The organism is Citrobacter amalonaticus Y19 (assembly GCF_000981805.1).
Classification (GTDB): domain Bacteria; phylum Pseudomonadota; class Gammaproteobacteria; order Enterobacterales; family Enterobacteriaceae; genus Citrobacter_A; species Citrobacter_A amalonaticus_C.
On record NZ_CP011132.1, the window covers coordinates 3,201,530 to 3,217,720 of the forward strand.

The 16,191-nt window shown below is 57.7% G+C and carries 16 protein-coding genes; 4 read left to right on the plus strand and 12 right to left on the minus strand.

Annotation, left to right across the window (positions count from 1 at the left end; translation table 11 throughout):
* Positions 1–43: 43 nt before the first annotated feature.
* The 3 genes from hypF to F384_RS14760 all read right to left on the minus strand — a co-directional run bounded on the left by hypF (position 44) and on the right by F384_RS14760 (position 4,139).
* Positions 44–2,305 (minus strand): carbamoyltransferase HypF, encoded by a 2,262-nt coding sequence (hypF, locus tag F384_RS14750; RefSeq protein WP_046486385.1) that lies wholly within the window; start codon positions 2,303–2,305, stop codon positions 44–46.
* Positions 2,306–2,433: 128 nt separating this feature from the next.
* On the minus strand, positions 2,434–2,979 hold the full coding sequence (gene hydN / locus F384_RS14755; RefSeq protein WP_042322661.1) for an electron transport protein HydN: 546 nt from the start codon (positions 2,977–2,979) through the stop codon (positions 2,434–2,436).
* A 146-nt stretch (positions 2,980–3,125) separates the two neighbouring features.
* Positions 3,126–4,139, minus strand: a complete 1,014-nt coding sequence (locus tag F384_RS14760; RefSeq protein ID WP_046486388.1) for a LacI family DNA-binding transcriptional regulator — start codon at positions 4,137–4,139, stop codon at positions 3,126–3,128.
* Positions 4,140–4,403: 264 nt separating this feature from the next.
* Here F384_RS14760 and ascF point away from each other — a divergent pair, with 264 nt between their 5' ends.
* From ascF to F384_RS14775, 3 genes are all read left to right on the plus strand, one after another.
* Complete coding sequence (gene ascF, locus F384_RS14765) at positions 4,404–5,858, plus strand: PTS cellobiose/arbutin/salicin transporter subunit IIBC (RefSeq protein ID WP_046486390.1); 1,455 nt, start codon at positions 4,404–4,406, stop codon at positions 5,856–5,858.
* Positions 5,859–5,880: 22 nt separating this feature from the next.
* Positions 5,881–7,305, plus strand: a complete 1,425-nt coding sequence (locus F384_RS14770) for a 6-phospho-beta-glucosidase (RefSeq protein WP_046486392.1) — start codon at positions 5,881–5,883, stop codon at positions 7,303–7,305.
* A 178-nt stretch (positions 7,306–7,483) separates the two neighbouring features.
* On the plus strand, positions 7,484–7,735 hold the full coding sequence (locus tag F384_RS14775) for a SymE family type I addiction module toxin (RefSeq protein WP_046486394.1): 252 nt from the start codon (positions 7,484–7,486) through the stop codon (positions 7,733–7,735).
* Positions 7,736–7,761: 26 nt separating this feature from the next.
* Here the strand turns inward: F384_RS14775 and hycI are convergent, their stop codons facing one another.
* From hycI to hycA, 9 genes are all read right to left on the minus strand, one after another.
* On the minus strand, positions 7,762–8,226 hold the full coding sequence (gene hycI / locus F384_RS14780) for a hydrogenase maturation peptidase HycI (protein ID WP_046486396.1): 465 nt from the start codon (positions 8,224–8,226) through the stop codon (positions 7,762–7,764).
* Positions 8,219–8,629: a formate hydrogenlyase maturation HycH family protein gene (locus tag F384_RS14785; RefSeq protein ID WP_046486398.1), complete on the minus strand. Its 411-nt coding sequence runs from the start codon at positions 8,627–8,629 to the stop codon at positions 8,219–8,221. Before F384_RS14785 ends, hycI begins: the two co-directional genes overlap by 8 nt.
* Entirely contained in the window at positions 8,626–9,393 is a 768-nt protein-coding gene (hycG, locus tag F384_RS14790; protein ID WP_046486400.1) for a formate hydrogenlyase subunit HycG, read from the minus strand. The genes F384_RS14785 and hycG overlap by 4 nt, the downstream gene beginning before the upstream one ends.
* On the minus strand, positions 9,393–9,935 hold the full coding sequence (locus F384_RS14795; protein WP_046486402.1) for a formate hydrogenlyase complex iron-sulfur subunit: 543 nt from the start codon (positions 9,933–9,935) through the stop codon (positions 9,393–9,395). The genes hycG and F384_RS14795 overlap by 1 nt, the downstream gene beginning before the upstream one ends.
* Positions 9,936–9,944: 9 nt before the next feature.
* Positions 9,945–11,654 (minus strand): formate hydrogenlyase subunit HycE, encoded by a 1,710-nt coding sequence (hycE, locus tag F384_RS14800; RefSeq protein ID WP_046486403.1) that lies wholly within the window; start codon positions 11,652–11,654, stop codon positions 9,945–9,947.
* 17 nt (positions 11,655–11,671) lie between these two features.
* Complete coding sequence (locus tag F384_RS14805; RefSeq protein WP_046486405.1) at positions 11,672–12,595, minus strand: respiratory chain complex I subunit 1 family protein; 924 nt, start codon at positions 12,593–12,595, stop codon at positions 11,672–11,674.
* Positions 12,596–12,597: 2 nt separating this feature from the next.
* The gene (gene hycC / locus F384_RS14810; RefSeq protein ID WP_046486407.1) at positions 12,598–14,424 is read right to left on the minus strand and encodes a formate hydrogenlyase subunit 3; all 1,827 of its coding nucleotides are present in this window, start codon (positions 14,422–14,424) and stop codon (positions 12,598–12,600) included.
* Positions 14,421–15,032: a formate hydrogenlyase subunit HycB gene (gene hycB, locus F384_RS14815; protein ID WP_046486410.1), complete on the minus strand. Its 612-nt coding sequence runs from the start codon at positions 15,030–15,032 to the stop codon at positions 14,421–14,423. Before hycB ends, hycC begins: the two co-directional genes overlap by 4 nt.
* Before the next feature lie 136 nt (positions 15,033–15,168).
* Entirely contained in the window at positions 15,169–15,630 is a 462-nt protein-coding gene (gene hycA, locus F384_RS14820; protein WP_046486413.1) for a formate hydrogenlyase regulator HycA, read from the minus strand.
* Positions 15,631–15,840: 210 nt separating this feature from the next.
* On the opposite strand from hycA, the gene hypA reads away from it, so the two are divergent.
* Entirely contained in the window at positions 15,841–16,191 is a 351-nt protein-coding gene (hypA, locus tag F384_RS14825) for a hydrogenase maturation nickel metallochaperone HypA (RefSeq protein WP_042322631.1), read from the plus strand.

Below are 16,191 nucleotides of genomic sequence, written 5' to 3' on the forward strand. Positions count from 1 at the left end.
ATCCGGCCTACGGCATGTGGCGCATTGTAGGCCGGATAAGACGCTACGCGTCGCCATCCGGCATATCGCGCTGGTTCAGCCAGCGCGCCGCGGCAATCACCCCCTGCCCCAGCGACAATCCGCCATCACCCGCCGGTAACTGCTGCGGGAACAGCAGCGTGAAATCCGCCAGATAATACGCCAGACGCGCCGACAGTAACCGGTTGTGCATCACCCCACCGCTGAACACCAGCGTGTCGATGCCACGCGCGACGGCCTGTTCGCGCAGCATTGCCGCAAACCCTTGCGCCAGCGCGTCGTGGAAGGCCCACGCGCGTTCGACGGGCGTTGCCTGCCAGTTCAACCACTGCGACCAGAAGATTGCCAGATCCAGTTGATTACCCGCCAGCGGCAACGTCACCGGGTGTTTAACGCCCGCGCATTGCGACGCCAGCGCCTCCAGCGTGCAGGCGGCCTCACCTTCATAGCTGAGCGATTCTGGCGCGCAGTTCAGCGCTGCGGCAACCGCATCAAACAGACGCCCACAGGACGAGGCCAGCGGCGCGTTAATCCCACGCTCAATCGCCCGCGCCAGCACGCTCCAGTTCTGCCGCTGCACGACGGCAGTTTCTGGATAGCGCTGCCAGTCCGGCACAAAACGCAGACACTGCGCTAGCAGGTTACGCCAGGGCTGCTTCGCGGCGAGATCGCCACCGGCAAGCGCCACGGCGGGCAGTCCGCCAAGATGTTCGCACTCACGGTAGTTCACCCGCAGACACTCTGCGCCCCACAGCGCGCCGTTTTCGCCCATTCCGATTCCGTCCAGCGTCAGGGCGATGACATCGCCGCCGTCCAGCGGCCAGCCGTGCTCGGCAAGACAAGCCGTAGCATGGGCATGATGATGCAACACACGCTCTGTCGGCAGGTTCATCTCGCTGGCCCACTGGCTGGAGACGTACCCCGGATGGGTATCGCGAACAATGCGCTGCGGCGTGAAGTCATAGATGTTCTGGATTAACCGCAGCGCGTCACGCCACTGATGCTGGATCCCGTCGTCGCTGAGATCGCCAAGATGCTGACTTAGCACCGCCTGCTCACCGCGCACCAGGCAGAAGGTGTTTTTCAGATCCGCCCCCAGGCAGAGCATCGGCGGCACGTCGCGAAAGCCCGGCGGCAGCGCCAGCGCGTCCGGAACATATCCCCGCGAGCGCCGCAGCATTTCGCCGCTTTCACGCACCACGGAGTCGTCCATTCGCTGCACGATGTCGCGATTGTGCAGCAGGAAACCTTCGGCAATGTCCTGTAAATCGTCAAGCGCCTGTTCGTTGCTGATGGCCGGAGGTTTGCCACTGAGATTGCCGGAGGTCATCACCAGCGGACCGTTCAGCTCCTGGAGCAGCAGATGCTGCAACGGATTGGCAGGCAGCATCACGCCAACTTCCGCAAGCCCCGGGGCAATGCCGTCACACATCGAGGCGACGTGCTGTTTATCCACCAGCACAATCGGCGCGGCGGGTGTTTTCAGCAGCCGGCTGGCCGCATCCGGCAAGCCGTTATCATCGGGCAGCATCACCGCCAGCGGTTTTGTCGGACGGCGCTTACGCGCGCGAAGGGTTGCCACCGCATCGCCGTTTCGCGCATCGCAGGCCAGATGAAATCCGCCGATGCCCTTAACCGCGACAATGCCCCCCGCCTTCAGCATCTCAACCGCAGCCTGCAATGCCGCGTCCTTTTCCGCCTGCCGTTCGCCGCTCAGCCAGCTCAGATGCGGACCACACGCCGGGCAAGCCACCGGCTGGGCGTGAAAACGTCGGTCACCGGGATCGCGATACTCCTTGTCACATTGCGGACAGAGCGGAAAAGACGCCATCACGGTAAATGGACGGTCGTAGGGCATCGCCCGGATAATGGTAAAACGCGGGCCACAGTGGGTGCAGTTGATAAACGGATAGCGATAACGCCGCTCACCGGGCGTGTTCATTTCGACAAGACATTCCGGGCAGGTGGCGGCATCGGGCACAATCTGGGTGTTCATCGCACCGCCCGCACTCTGGCGGATGCTGAACTCCGCGGGCTGCTGCCCCCAGTGAAATGGCTCACTCTCCACGCTGTCGATACGCGCAAGCGGCGGACAGTGACTATGCAGTTCGCTAATAAACGGCGCGGGATCTTCCAGCAATCGTACCACCACGCCGTCGCCGTCATTACAGACGTCGCCATGCAACTGAAGCTGCTGCGCCAGTTGCCAGACAAAGGGACGAAAGCCGACGCCCTGGACTTTGCCGCGAATACGTAGCTGTACGCCGGAGTGATTGTTTAATGTCATTAAGCCGTTCCCGCAGTCATCTATCCCGGTTTGCCGGATGGCGCTACGGGGATGCGAACAGTAGGCCGGATAAGGCGAAGCCGCCATCCGGCATAAGTACGACCGTATTTTACGCGGATTTTCAGATATCAGAACAGCAAAGATGCAGAAGAATCCAGCGCCGCGCGACGACGTTTTTCGGCGCTGAGTTGCTCAAGCTTGTTGCGATCCACACAAATCAGTGCGTGCGTCGGACAGGCTTCCATACAGGCCGGACCGGCGTCACGATGATGACAGAGATCGCACTTGTTGGCTTCCGCTTTTTCCGCCCGCACGTTCAGGCCCGCGCCGCTGTTACGCACGACCGGACGCACCACCACCTCCATTGCCCCATACGGACAAGCCACCACGCAGGTTTTACAGCCAATGCAACGTTCCTGCATGACATGGACAAAGCCTTTATCACGGCTGATGGCACCGTTCGGACAAACGTTCGCACATGGCGCGTCCTCACACTGGCGGCACAATGTCGCCGTCGAGACATTGACGCCTTTGATCACATGGATACGGGGTAAAAAGGTTTCAGGGGTCAGTGACGCGCAGTCCTGGTTTTCCTGATGGGAGACCACGCAGGCCACCTCACAGGTACGGCAACCAATGCACTTATTGGCGTCTGCAATGATGAAACGGTTCATCAAACTCTCCAGCAATGACAGATAATGTGCCGAAACATTCACAAATCATGCCAGTTTTTTATCTTGCTGTAATTTAACGATATTTAAATACGGAGGGCGACCATTGCGGTGTCATCGTCACGAATGACGATGACGGGTGACAATTTTTATCGCGCCGCGACAGGCGCAACAGAATCGCGGCAGATCAGCGTGCCGGTGAAGCTTTTCGGTGGCGTAAACGCCCCGCCGTCCAGCATGAAGATGAGTCGACCGATGGTCTCCTGAATCATCTCCGTCACCGGAATTTTGACGCTGGAGAGTGCCGGTATGGTGTAGGGCGCCATCGCGATATCGTCAAAACCGATCACCGACACCCGAGACGGCACGGCCAGCCCTTTGTCATGCAACTGTTTGATGGCCCCAATCGCCATGTCGTCGTTGCTGGCTACCAGCGCACTGAACGTCACGTTGCGCGAAAGCAGCGCGTCCACTCCCGCCGCGCCGCAGGCAGGCGTCCATTTCCCCTTAACGATCAGCTCGTCATTGACGGCGATACCGTGTCGGGTCAGCGCCTCTTTGTACCCCGACAGGCGTTCAACCCCGGTCGGCGAGTCCATCGAGCCGGTAATAAAGGCAATCTGCTGATGGCCTGCGGCAATCAGTTCCGCCACGGCGTTAAAACTGGTTTGCTTTTGATCGCACCAGACGCAGTGGCTGCTGTTTTTTCGTAACCGGCGGTTAAGAACCATAATCGGCTGCGAGTGGCTGTCGATAATTTTATCGATCTCATCCACGCTGAGAAAACGCGGGTAGATCATAATGGCGTCGCAGCGCAAATCCAGCAGATACTGGATCGCCTGACGCTCTTCCTCGGCGCTGTGCTTACCATCCGCAAGCAGCAACTGGCGGCCTTTGTCTTCCGCCATCCGCGCGGTGTGAAACAGTAACTCGCTGAAATAGACGCCGTGGTAGAGGGTGTTGGTCACCACCAGTCCCAGCGTCTGACTGGTTTTCGCCGCAAGGCTACGCGCCAGCAGGTTTGGCCGATAACCGCTCTCTTCAATCGCCTGAAAGACGCGATCCTTCGTTTCCTGGCTGACGTAGCCATTCCCTGAAAGCACCCTGGAGACCGTCGCCTTCGACACCCCGGCCCGCTGCGCTACCTCCAGCATCGTCGTCATAAGTTTTCTTCCTTTTCTCGCAATGGGATGCAGTGTACTTCACCTCCGCGTAGTTGTCCCAGATGCTAAATCACGCCAGGAAATATCGAGTGACTCAAATCACAATTCAGACAAATAAACAAAATTAAACATTGCCTGATAATTACAAATTATTCATGATTTTGTGGAACCGGTTTCTCACCAGCGTTTCATCACCGACGATCGTTCAGACGAACGCACGGCAAAATAAAACGTACCCTACTGATAAAACAGGATAAAAATCCTATGTCCAAGAATTATGCAGCGCTGGCGCGCTCCGTGGTGACGGCTCTGGGCGGCGTCGACAACATCACCGCAGTGACACACTGCATGACGCGTCTGCGTTTCGTCGTGAAAGATGACGCGCGGGTCGACAGCGCCACGCTCAAAACCCTCAGCGGCGTACTCGGCGTGGTTCGCAGCGACAACCAGTGTCAGGTCATCATCGGTAATACCGTCTCCCAGGCGTATCGGGAAGTCGTCAGCCTGCTGCCCGGCGATATGCAACCTGCCGAACCCGTCGGTAAACCGAAGCTGACGCTCAGACGCATTGGCGCAGGGATCCTGGATGCGCTGATCGGCACCATGTCGCCGCTGATCCCGGCGATTATCGGCGGATCGATGCTCAAACTGTTGGCGATGATCCTTGAAATGACCGGCGTGCTGGAAAAAGGCTCTTCCACGTTAACGATCCTGACCGTGATCGGCGATGGCGCCTTCTTCTTCCTGCCGTTAATGGTGGCGGCATCAGCGGCAATTAAATTCAAAACTAACATGTCGCTGGCGATCGCCATTGCCGGGGTGCTGGTGCATCCGAGCTTTATCGATCTGATGGCGAAAGCGGCGCAGGGCGAACACGTTGAATTCGCGCTGATCCCGGTCACGGCGGTGAAATATACCTATACGGTGATCCCGGCGCTGGTCATGACCTGGTGCCTGTCGTATATCGAACGCTGGGTGGATCGCATTACCCCCGCGGTCACCAAAAACTTCCTGAAACCCATGCTGATCGTGCTGATCGCCGCACCGCTTGCCATCGTCCTGATCGGGCCAATTGGCATCTGGATCGGTAGCGCCATTTCAGCGCTGGTCTATACCATTCACGGCTATCTCGGCTGGCTGTCTGTCGCCATTATGGGCGCACTGTGGCCGCTGCTGGTGATGACCGGGATGCACCGCGTCTTTACGCCGACCATCATCCAGACCATCGCCGAAACGGGCAAAGAAGGAATGGTAATGCCGTCCGAAATTGGTGCCAACCTGTCGCTTGGCGGCTCCTCGCTGGCGGTTGCCTGGAAAACGAAAAACCCGGAACTGCGCCAGACCGCGCTGGCCGCCGCCGCTTCCGCCATTATGGCCGGGATTTCGGAACCGGCCCTCTACGGGGTGGCGGTACGTCTGAAACGTCCGCTGATTGCGAGTCTTATCAGCGGCTTCATTTGTGGTGCGGTTGCCGGGATGGCCGGACTCGCCAGCCACTCGATGGCGGCACCGGGCCTGTTTACCAGCGTTCAGTTCTTCGATCCGGCTAATCCCATGACCATCGTCTGGGTGTTCGGCGTCATGGCGCTGGCGGTCGTGTTGTCGTTTGTCCTGACGCTGCTGCTGGGCTTTGAGGATATCCCCGTCGAGGATGCAGCCGCACAGGCACGAAAAAACCAGGCTGCGCAACCGTCCGCGGTAAAAAGCGCCAGCGTCTGACTGTTATTCACTGAGGTTTATTATGGCTGTATTTCCGCAAGGATTTTTATGGGGCGGCGCACTGGCCGCCAACCAGTCTGAAGGGGCATACCGGGAGGGCGGCAAAGGGCTGACCACCGTCGATATGATCCCGCACGGCGAGCATCGCATGCCGGTCAAACTGGGACTGGAGAAACGCTTTCAACTGCGGAATGACGAATTTTATCCAAGCCACGAGGCAATCGATTTTTATCATCGCTATAAAGACGATATCGCCCTGATGGCGGAAATGGGCTTCACCGTCTTTCGTACCTCGATTGCCTGGAGCCGTATTTATCCCAACGGCGACGAACTGACGCCAAACGAGGAAGGTATTGCGTTCTATCGCGCGGTGTTTGCCGAGTGCAAAAAATACGGTATTGAACCGCTGGTGACGCTGTGTCACTTCGATGTACCGATGCATCTGGTCACCGAATACGGCTCCTGGCGTAACCGCAAGATGGTGGATTTTTTCACTCGCTATGCGCGCACCTGTTTTGAAGCCTTCGACGGTCTGGTGAAATACTGGCTGACCTTCAATGAAATCAACATCATGCTGCACAGCCCGTTCTCCGGCGCCGGGCTGGTGTTTGAAGAGGGGGAAAATCAGGATCAGGTGAAATATCAGGCCGCGCACCATGAGCTGATCGCCAGCGCCCTGGCGACGAAAATCGCTCATGAGGTAAACCCGCAAAACCAGGTCGGCTGTATGTTGGCGGGCGGGAACTTTTACCCGTACTCCTGTAAGCCGGAAGATGTCTGGACGGCGCTGGAAAAAGACCGCGAAAACCTGTTCTTTATTGATGTGCAGGCGCGCGGGGCGTATCCCGCCTATTCCGCTCGCGTGTTCCGCGAGAAAGGCGTGGTGATAGAGAAAGCCCCGGAAGATGATGCGATCCTGAAAAATACCGTCGATTTTGTCTCTTTCAGTTATTACGCATCACGCTGTGCGTCGGCTGAGATGAACACCAGGAACACCAGTGCCGCGAACGTGGTGAAGTCACTTCGCAACCCGTACCTTCAGGTGAGCGACTGGGGTTGGGGAATAGACCCGCTTGGCCTGCGCATCACCATGAACATGATGTACGACCGCTATCAGAAACCGCTGTTTCTGGTGGAAAACGGTCTTGGGGCAAAAGATGAAATCGATGCCGACGGCAACATTAATGACGATTACCGCATCAGCTATCTGCGCGAACATATCCGGGCCATGGCTGACGCCATTGAGGATGGTGTGCCGCTGATGGGTTACACCACCTGGGGCTGTATCGATCTGGTGGCCGCGTCGACGGGGGAGATGAGCAAACGGTATGGATTTGTCTATGTCGACCGTGATGATGCCGGGAACGGTACGCTTGCGCGAACCCGTAAAAAATCGTTCTGGTGGTATAAAAAAGTGATCGCCAGCAACGGGCAGGATCTGGCGTAAACAGGTTGCCGGATGGCGCTCGCGCTGTCCGGTCTTTTCCGCCTCCCTCCCTTTCCCATTACATCTTTTGCATTCTGTTTCCGTTATCTTCCTTCCAGTTTCCAGTTTGCCCCTTCCCTTTTATACTGGTATTTTATACAGGTATTTTCATCTACTCGTGGGCAACAAGGAATCGTTTATGACTATTGAGACTGGCAGTCCTGAAGTCGCTATCAGCAGGCCGTTTCGTCGTTTAAAGGTGAGCTATGTCAGAAAGCGCCATGAAGATCCGAAAACCGGCAATACGCGCCGCTATAGCCGGCATGCGTCGTTAACCATTAATGGCGACTGGCTGGAACAGGCGGGGTTCCCGACCGGCACCATCGTCAATGTGGCCGTGATGCAGGGGAAATTAGTGATTGAGCAGGTGAGAGAAGAACAGGCCGGATGAGGTCAGACCGTCATCCGGCGTGAACATCACGACGCGTCTAAAGCCGCGAAACCGCCGTGGCCTTCCCAACCGTCAAGACGCTGGTAAACGGTGTCGACGGCGTCCTTAATCGGCTGGGTCATGGGGTAATAAAATCCGACGATATCGGGTTGAATACCGAGGAAGATCACCTCACCGACGTCTTCTTTGAGCTGATCGACCAGATAGTTCAGCGGCATATTGTGGGTGGTCATCATGAACATCTCGGCGATATCGTCAGGATCAATAATGCGGATCTCGCCGGGATTCAGCCCCATATCGGTGGCATCCACGATCAGCAGACGATCCGGTCGTAGTTCGCGGATGGCCACAATATCGTTTTCCGGCGCACTGCCGCCGTCGATGACCACCCAATGGCCCTTCGCCTGCGCCGCACATTTTTCTGCCAACAGCGGACCCGCGCCGTCATCCCCCATCATGCTGTTGCCAACACACAATAAAACGTCAGTCACGGTGTCTCCTCACCATCAGGTAAATGGCGCTCTCCTGATGAATATCATGCAGCATGCTGAGCATCTGTTTACTCCATGCTTGCTGTTCCGGGGTCTGTACGGCAAGCGCACGATCGAACGCGTGCGCCAGCATTTGCACATGATTAAAATCGATGACAATCTCGCCGTACTTCGGCACCCCTTCCATCTTCCGGCGGGCCTCGCTCCCCTCTTCCAGCGTGGCAATCCACGCCAGATACGCCTCCCACGGGCAGGTCAGCGCCGCTTCCAGACAGTCGATGATCCCAAGATGGTGACCAATCGCCAGGCTGTAATAGACAACCTGCTGCGCCTCTGCGGGCGTCGCATCGTTCTCATCAATAAACTTACGGCTCAGTTGACTGAACACCACCGTTTCACTCATCGGATACGCGCCTCTTCAACAACCTGATTCAGATGCGTGACGATCTCGGTCAGGCGTGGGTCGCTTTCCGCTTCCAGCCAGCGCGCCACCTGATGTTCACCCTGACCGAGCTGGCGCAGGTAGTCATCAGCAATCTGCCGCCCATAGCGATAGCCCGCCAGTCGACGCGCTTCGCGATCGACCTTCACACGCAGCGGCTGCACCATGTCCGGATGCAGAATTTCCGCTGGCTGTTCATCCAGTTCGCCTGGTGCGCGAGCATGAATTTTCTGCTCCAGCAGGCCCAGCGCCATCGCGAATCCGTACAGCGTAGCCGCAGGCGTCGGCGGGCATCCCGGAATATACACATCCACCGGCACAATTTTGTCGGTGCCGCCCCAGACGCAGTACAGGTCGTGGAAGATGCCACCGCTGTTGCCGCAGGCGCCGTAAGAGATACAGATTTTAGGATCGGGCGCGGACTGCCAGGCACGCAGCGCCGGAGAGCGCATCGCGCGGGTGACCGCGCCGGTGAACAACAGAATGTCCGCATGACGCGGTGACGGTACGACTTTGATACCGAAGCGCTCGGCATCGAACAGCGGTGACAGAGTGGCAAAAATTTCAATTTCACAGCCGTTGCAGCCGCCGCAGTCCACGCGATAAACATACGCTGAACGCTTGATGTTTTTCAGCAAGGACGCCTTCATGCTGGCGATGGACTCATCCACCGTCATCGGTACCGGAATACCGTTCGCGTCACGCGGGCCTAATAAATTGCTCATCAGCTGGCCTCTTTCATATGGCGAGTCAGTTCAATACGGTCGGACGGCACCAGGCACTTCTGGCGCTTGCAGTCCGGGCAGGTCTCAAAGCTTTCGCGGTGATGCTCCGCGCGGCTGTCGCCGTTGTGCCTGAGCAGCGCAATGGCGTAATCAATCTCTTTCTGCACAGCGAAAGGACGCTGACACACGCGGCAGTTGCACAGCGCAAAACGAGACTGCTGGAGGAAATCCTCTTTCTTCCACACCGCCAGCTCGTACTCCTGCGAAAGCTTGATCGCCGCCGTCGGGCACACTTCTTCGCAGCGGGCGCAGAAAATGCAGCGCCCGAGATTGAACTGCCAGGCCAGTTCGCCGCTGGCCAGATCGGTTTCCACCGTCAGCGCATTCGACGGACAGGCATTCACGCAGGCCGCGCAGCCAATACACTGCTGCGGATTATGCTCCGGCTTACCGCGGAAGTTTTTATCAACCGCAATCGGCTCCAGCGGGTAAGACGAAGTCGGCGCGCCGGTTTTGATGACTTTTTTGATAAAGGTAAACATGGCGATTCCTTATTTCAGCGGCGAGTTTTTACGCTCAATGCTGTAGCGCTCAAGTTCTTTGTACGGCACGACTTTGCTCTTCTTCTTACGCACATCCACCACGGTCATACGGTCAGTACAGGAATAGCAAGGGTCAAGGCTACCGATAATCAGCGGTGCATCAGAAACGGTGTTGCCACGTAGCATGTAGCGCAGAGTTGGCCAGTTGGCGTAAGTCGCCGCACGACAGCGCCAGCGGTACAGCTTCTGGTTATCGCCGGTCATGCTCCAGTGGATATCATCACCGCGCGGCGCTTCGGAGAAGCCCAGCGCAAAGCGATGCGGAATGTAGGTAAAGCCTTCCACCATCAGCGGTCCGCCAGGCAGGTTGTCCAGACCGAAGTCGATCATATTCAGCGCGGTGTACACTTCGTTAATGCGCACCTTCAGGCGTGAGATCACATCACAGCCCTGTTCGCTGTGAACCGTCATCGGCAGCAGGCCGTAACCAACAAACGGGTGATCGGCGCGGGTGTCGCGGGCGTGACCGCTGGCGCGAACCATCGGCCCGACGTTACTGAAATCACGCGCGATTTCCGGATCCAGACGACCAATACCCACAGTGCGCTGTTCCATGTTCGGCGTACTGAGCAGCATCTCCACCAGATCCTGCACGTCGCGACGCATCTGCTGCGCTAGTTGGCGAGTCTGGATCATGTCCTCTTTCAGCAGATCGCGACGAATCCCGCCGATCAGGTTCAGACCGTAAGTTTTCCGCGCCCCGGTCAGGATCTCCGCCATCTTCATGGAGGTTTCGCGTACGCGGAAGAACTGCATAAAACCGGAGTCGAACCCGGTGAAGTGACAGGCCAGGCCGAGGTTCAGCAGATGGGAGTGCAGACGCTCCACCTCCAGCAGAATGGCGCGGATCATCTGTGCGCGTTCCGGCACCACGATGCCCATCGCGTTTTCAACCGACGTGGTATACGCGGTGCTGTGGGCAAAACCGCAGATCCCGCAGACACGATCCGACAGGAAGGTGACTTCGTTATAGCCCATCCGGGTTTCCGCCAGTTTCTCCATGCCGCGATGGACATAGAACAGGCGGTAATCGGCGTCGATAATATTTTCACCGTCAACGAACAGGCGGAAATGACCCGGTTCATCCGACGTGACGTGCAGCGGGCCAATCGGCACCACGTTGTTTTTCTTGTCGCCCAGTTCGTTGATGAACTGATACGTCTCCGCATCGGTGGTCGGCGCCGGGCGCTGACGGTAATCCATGCTGTCTTTACGCAGCGGATACAGTTCATCCGGCCAGTCATCCGGCAACACCAGACGGCGTTCATCCGGCAGACCAACCGGGATCAGACCGTACATATCGCGCACTTCGCGTTCGCCCCACACCGCCGCAGGCACGCGCGGCGTAACGGACGGGTATTCCGGCTTGTCCGGGCTGACCTCAACACGCACCGTTATCCAGCATTTGGTGCCCTGCTCCATCGACAGCACGTAATACACGGCGTAGTGACCACACAACTGGCGTTCGTCGTTGCCAAACAGCACAGAGAGCCACCCGCCCTGCTTGTAGTACAGGAATTCGACCACTTCCGGCAGATAATTGACCTTCACAGTGATCGTCAGTTGATCCCTGGTCTGCCAGGCTTCGTCCAGCACCACGCCAGGAAACGCCTGGTGCAGTGCGGCAAGGTATTGTTGACCTGGTTTTTCTTCGTTCATATATAAACTCTCTTAAATCACGCCACCAGCAAGGAGACGAACGCTAAAAACGCAAACCCAAAACCGGCCCAGGTCACGCGTGAAGTGACGCAAAAACGCAGACGCGCCATGCTGTTTTCGAACAGGGCAATCACCAGCACGCCGACCAGCAGCTTGACGATGGCAATCACCAGCGCCAGCAGCAGTCCACCTGCGCTGAATGTCTCCATCTGTCCCCACGGCAGGAACACGCCGACAAACATTTGCAGTACCACCAACTGTTTCAGGCTAATGCCCCACTTCAGTACCGCAAAGCCGCTGCCGCTGTATTCAGTCAGCGGCCCTTCCTGTAACTCCTGCTCCGCTTCCGCCAGATCGAACGGCAGTTTGCCCATCTCAATAAAGGTGGCAAACGCACAGGCGCACAGCGCCAGAATCAGCGGAATACTGCGGGCGGCAGGCCAGTGATAAATCGTATCGGCGATATTGCTGATGTGCGTGGAACCGGCCACCTGCGCCGCAACCCACAGGCCCAGCAGCAGGATCGGCTCTACCAGTACGCCAAGCATCGCTTCACGGCTGGCGCCAATCGCGGTGAACGGGCTACCGGTATCCAGACCGGCAATGGAAAAGAAGAAACGGGCAATGGCGAAGAGGTAAATCAGGGTTACCAAATCGCCCAGTGGCGGCAGCGGCGAACCGACGGTCACCACCGGCAGCGCGGTCGCGATAGTCAGCATCACGCCCACCATCACAAACGGCGTCAGACGGAAAACCCAGCCAGCGTCCGCTGGCGCGACGCTCTGACGGCCCAGCAGTTTGATAATGTCACGATACTCCTGCAACACGCCCGGACCGCGGCGATTGTGCAAACGAGCGCGCGCCACGCGGGTCACGCCGGATAGCAGCGGCGCGGCGGCAAACAACACCAGCGCCTGAATTAACGGATATAAAACACTCATTCTCAGGCTCCTCGCGAAACTACAATCACCACCAGCACCGCCAGTTCAATCAGCGCCAGACGACGGAACAGAACCGGTACAGCCGCGCTCTGCCAGCCCGGAACCCACGCTACCGGGTTAAGCCACTTGCGCAATTTGAGGACCGGAGCAAAGGCTTCTTTCACCGGCATCGCGAAACCGTGTGCGGTAATGACCATCGACTGCTCGTGATCGTAGCCGCAAACCCATGCCGTACCGCGTGAACGCGACGGCAGACGGTTGCCTTTGAACATCGCCATGATGATGAACGGCAGTAGCGGACAGGCTACCAGCAGCAGCGTGATCATCGGCTGCGAAACGGTGGTATTGGCGGTTTCCAGCGGCAGAGGGACGGCGGTCGCCAGCAGCGGCAGCAGCCACGGCGCGGCAACACCGCCCAGCACACAGCAAATCGCCAGCGCCACGACGCTGACACCCATCAGGAGCGGCGCGCAGCAGGCGTTTTCCGCCTCTTTCGTGCGCGGCGCGCCGAGGAAGGTGACGCCATACACTTTCGCCATACACATCACGGCCAGCGCACCGGTAATCGCCAGTCCAACCGCCAGTAATGGCCCCAGCAGACGACCGATAAACGCGCCGCTATTGCCCAGTTTGAAGAAGGACTGATAGATAACCCACTCGCCAGCAAAGCCGTTCAGCGGCGGCAGTGCGGCCATCGCCATCAGCCCAACCAGCATCGCAATGGAAATGACCGGCATGCGTTTGCCGATGCCGCCCAGCTTTTCGATATCGCGATGGCCAGTACGAAACCAGATGCTGCCCGCACCGAGGAACAGTACGCTTTTGAACAGGCTGTGGTTCACCAGGTGGTAGAGACCACCGGTCAGGCCAAGGGCAATCAGCGCCGGTTGATTGAGAGCAATCCCGGTCACGCCTGCGCCCAGGCCGAGCAGAATAATGCCGATGTTTTCCAGGGTGTGATACGCCAGCAGACGCTGAATATTGTGCTCCATCAGCGCATACAGACCGCCGACAAACGCGGTGATCATGCCGAGTATCAGCAGCAGCACGCCCCACCACAGCGGCGCATTACCGCCAATCAGCGACAAAGAGAGAATGCCCAGCAGACCGACCTTCATCACCACGGTGGAGAACAGAGCCGCCGCCGGTGCGCTGGCGTTTGCGTGTGCCTGTGGCACCCATCCGTGCAGTGGAATAATCCCCGCCAGCAAACCAAAGCCCGCCACGCCGAGCAGCCAGATATCAGAGCCCAGCGGCAGTTCCTGCGTGCGCAGATCGAGCAGGCGCCACTCCAGGGTGCCATAGCGCTGCCACACCAGCCAGCAGGCGAGCGCCAGCAGCAGCGTGCCGAGACGTCCCAGCGCAAACCACAGCTTGCCTTCTTTGCTACAACCGGTCAGAAACACGGCGCACAGCGCCATGATTTCCGCCATCACCACCAGCGTGCCAAGATTGCTGGCAGTAACCGCGCACACTGCCGCCGCCATCAGCAGATTCACCAGCAGGCCGTTCGCGTTGACCTGCGGATGGCGATGCCAGTCGATGTTGTACAGGCTGACGAACAGCCCGCACAGCCCCAGCGTAATCAGCCAGATGGCATTCAGCGGGGTGATTTGTACGCCATGACCGATAAACGGCATCACGCCGCTCACGGCAACGGCGTGGAGCAGTACGGTGAAACCCGCCGCGGCGGTGCACAGACTGCCAACCGCGCCGCCCACGCCAGCGACCCAGCCGCTCAGCGCTTTATGAAAAGAGAACAGAAATGCCAGGACAGCGGCGGCGGCAAACCAGGCCACGCCGCTTACGATCAGTGAAATTGCGCTCATTTTGCATCTCCACTCTGAGCCTGCTGAAACAAGGAGAGATCGCCGAAGTCGGTATTGAACGTCAGCTCACGTTTGCGTTTGCTGGCGCGGGCGATATCCGTGTTGTTCACCAGATGCAGGGCTTTGGTGGGACACATCCGCACGCAGGCCGGGCCTTGTTCATCAAAGCTGCACAGGTCACATTTCACCGCAATGGCGCGCACGCCCGGAACCCAGTCCAGCAGCGTGCTGACGCGGGCCGGTGCCGGTGGCGCAGGCGGGGCCTTCGGGGTATTGGCGTTGGCCGGGATATGCAGCGGACGGCTGCCAGAAAATTCGATCGCGCCAAACGGACAGGCGATGCCGCACAGTTTGCAGCTCACGCACAAGCTTTCATTAAGCTGCACAGCGCCATCCACCCGGTTAATGGCGTTGACCGGACATACGCTGGCGCAGGGGGCATCTTCACAGTGGTGGCAAAGTTGCGGCGCAGATTCTTTTTCATTCAGCATCACTTTCAGGCGCGGCATAGACTGCAGGCCGTGCTGGCGATGCGTCTCTGAACAGGCGGCCTCACAGGTGTGGCAGCCGATACAGAGCGTGGAGTCAGCAATTACAAAACGATTCACCAGGCATTCCTCAGGTGATAGTCATTTTTGACGAAAACATGCCGATGAAATGTCAGTATCGACACTTATCGACACGTCTGTCCCTCAAATCGTCGTGACAACCGATGACACGACGTCACGACGCAAAACGCCGCGTTCAGGCCGCCGGGTTTTGTCCCGCCACCAGTTGGCTCAGATTGATCGGCGAGCCGCTCTCAACGGCGGTATACAGTCGGTCATAGACGCTGGCGATTTTATTGAGATAGTGTTCCAGAACCTGCTCGCGCTCACGGTTGCTGACCTGCTCGTCCACTTTGCCGTCGATGCTCAACTGCGCCTGTGCAATCAGCTGTTTATCTTCGCCATCTTTTGTTTCGACGTAATACTCAATGGTGTGGCTGTTGAAGCCATCCGCCATCGTGACGGTGATACGAAAGTGTTCGAACAGAACGAAGCAGAGATCTTTATCCGGCGCGCAGCTCATCGCATGATGCAGACGCGCTTTCGACAGGGTGATCCCCTGAACCAGCGAGTTGCAGTAAATATGCCACTGGTCCTGTAGGCGACGATGCCGCTGCGCGATGTAATCGGCTTTTTCGCTTATTTCCCAAATAGTCATGTCAGGTTACCCGTTTAACAGAGATAGCCTGCCATAAGCATTTTTCATGCCAGTTTTTAACTGTTTGTTTTTACATGAATTTAAAAATAAATGACGGATGTCGACGACCTGATGACATGTCATTTCGTCATCATCGTCATCGGCACGCACACGCAATTTTCAGGCTGGCATAGTTATTGCTTAACCCTGCCCATAACATCGGGAGGCGATATGCACGAAATTACCCTTTGCCAGCGGGCACTGGAATTGATCGAACAACAGGCCGTCGCGCACGGCGCAAAACGGATAACTGGGGTCTGGCTCAAAATTGGCGCATTTTCTTGCGTAGAAACCAGTGCTCTCTCCTTTTGTTTTGATCTGGTATGCCGTGGCACCGTTGCGGAAGGTTGTAAACTGCACCTCGAGGAACAAGAAGCCGAATGCTGGTGTGAATCCTGTCAGCAGTACGTCACCTTACTCACCCAGCGCGTACGCCGTTGTCCACAATGCAATAGCGACACGCTGCAAATCGTGGCCGATGACGGATTACAGATTCGACGAATAGAAATAGATCAGGAGTGA

Excerpts from the sequence above, each read along its gene's own strand:
- hycG (WP_046486400.1), bottom strand. The coding sequence starts at position 9,393 with ATGAGCAATTTATTAGGCCCGCGTGACGCGAACGGTATTCCGGTACCG.
- hycC (WP_046486407.1), bottom strand. The coding sequence starts at position 14,424 with ATGAGCGCAATTTCACTGATCGTAAGCGGCGTGGCCTGGTTTGCCGCC.
- hycA (WP_046486413.1), bottom strand. The coding sequence starts at position 15,630 with ATGACTATTTGGGAAATAAGCGAAAAAGCCGATTACATCGCGCAGCGG.
- ascF (WP_046486390.1), top strand. The coding sequence starts at position 4,404 with ATGTCCAAGAATTATGCAGCGCTGGCGCGCTCCGTGGTGACGGCTCTG.
- F384_RS14805 (WP_046486405.1), bottom strand. The coding sequence starts at position 12,595 with ATGAGTGTTTTATATCCGTTAATTCAGGCGCTGGTGTTGTTTGCCGCC.
- F384_RS14760 (WP_046486388.1), bottom strand. The coding sequence starts at position 4,139 with ATGACGACGATGCTGGAGGTAGCGCAGCGGGCCGGGGTGTCGAAGGCG.
- F384_RS14775 (WP_046486394.1), top strand. The coding sequence starts at position 7,484 with ATGACTATTGAGACTGGCAGTCCTGAAGTCGCTATCAGCAGGCCGTTT.
- hycE (WP_046486403.1), bottom strand. The coding sequence starts at position 11,654 with ATGAACGAAGAAAAACCAGGTCAACAATACCTTGCCGCACTGCACCAG.
- hypA (WP_042322631.1), top strand. The coding sequence starts at position 15,841 with ATGCACGAAATTACCCTTTGCCAGCGGGCACTGGAATTGATCGAACAA.
- F384_RS14770 (WP_046486392.1), top strand. The coding sequence starts at position 5,881 with ATGGCTGTATTTCCGCAAGGATTTTTATGGGGCGGCGCACTGGCCGCC.
- hydN (WP_042322661.1), bottom strand. The coding sequence starts at position 2,979 with ATGAACCGTTTCATCATTGCAGACGCCAATAAGTGCATTGGTTGCCGT.
- F384_RS14785 (WP_046486398.1), bottom strand. The coding sequence starts at position 8,629 with ATGAGTGAAACGGTGGTGTTCAGTCAACTGAGCCGTAAGTTTATTGAT.
- F384_RS14795 (WP_046486402.1), bottom strand. The coding sequence starts at position 9,935 with ATGTTTACCTTTATCAAAAAAGTCATCAAAACCGGCGCGCCGACTTCG.
- hypF (WP_046486385.1), bottom strand. The coding sequence starts at position 2,305 with ATGACATTAAACAATCACTCCGGCGTACAGCTACGTATTCGCGGCAAA.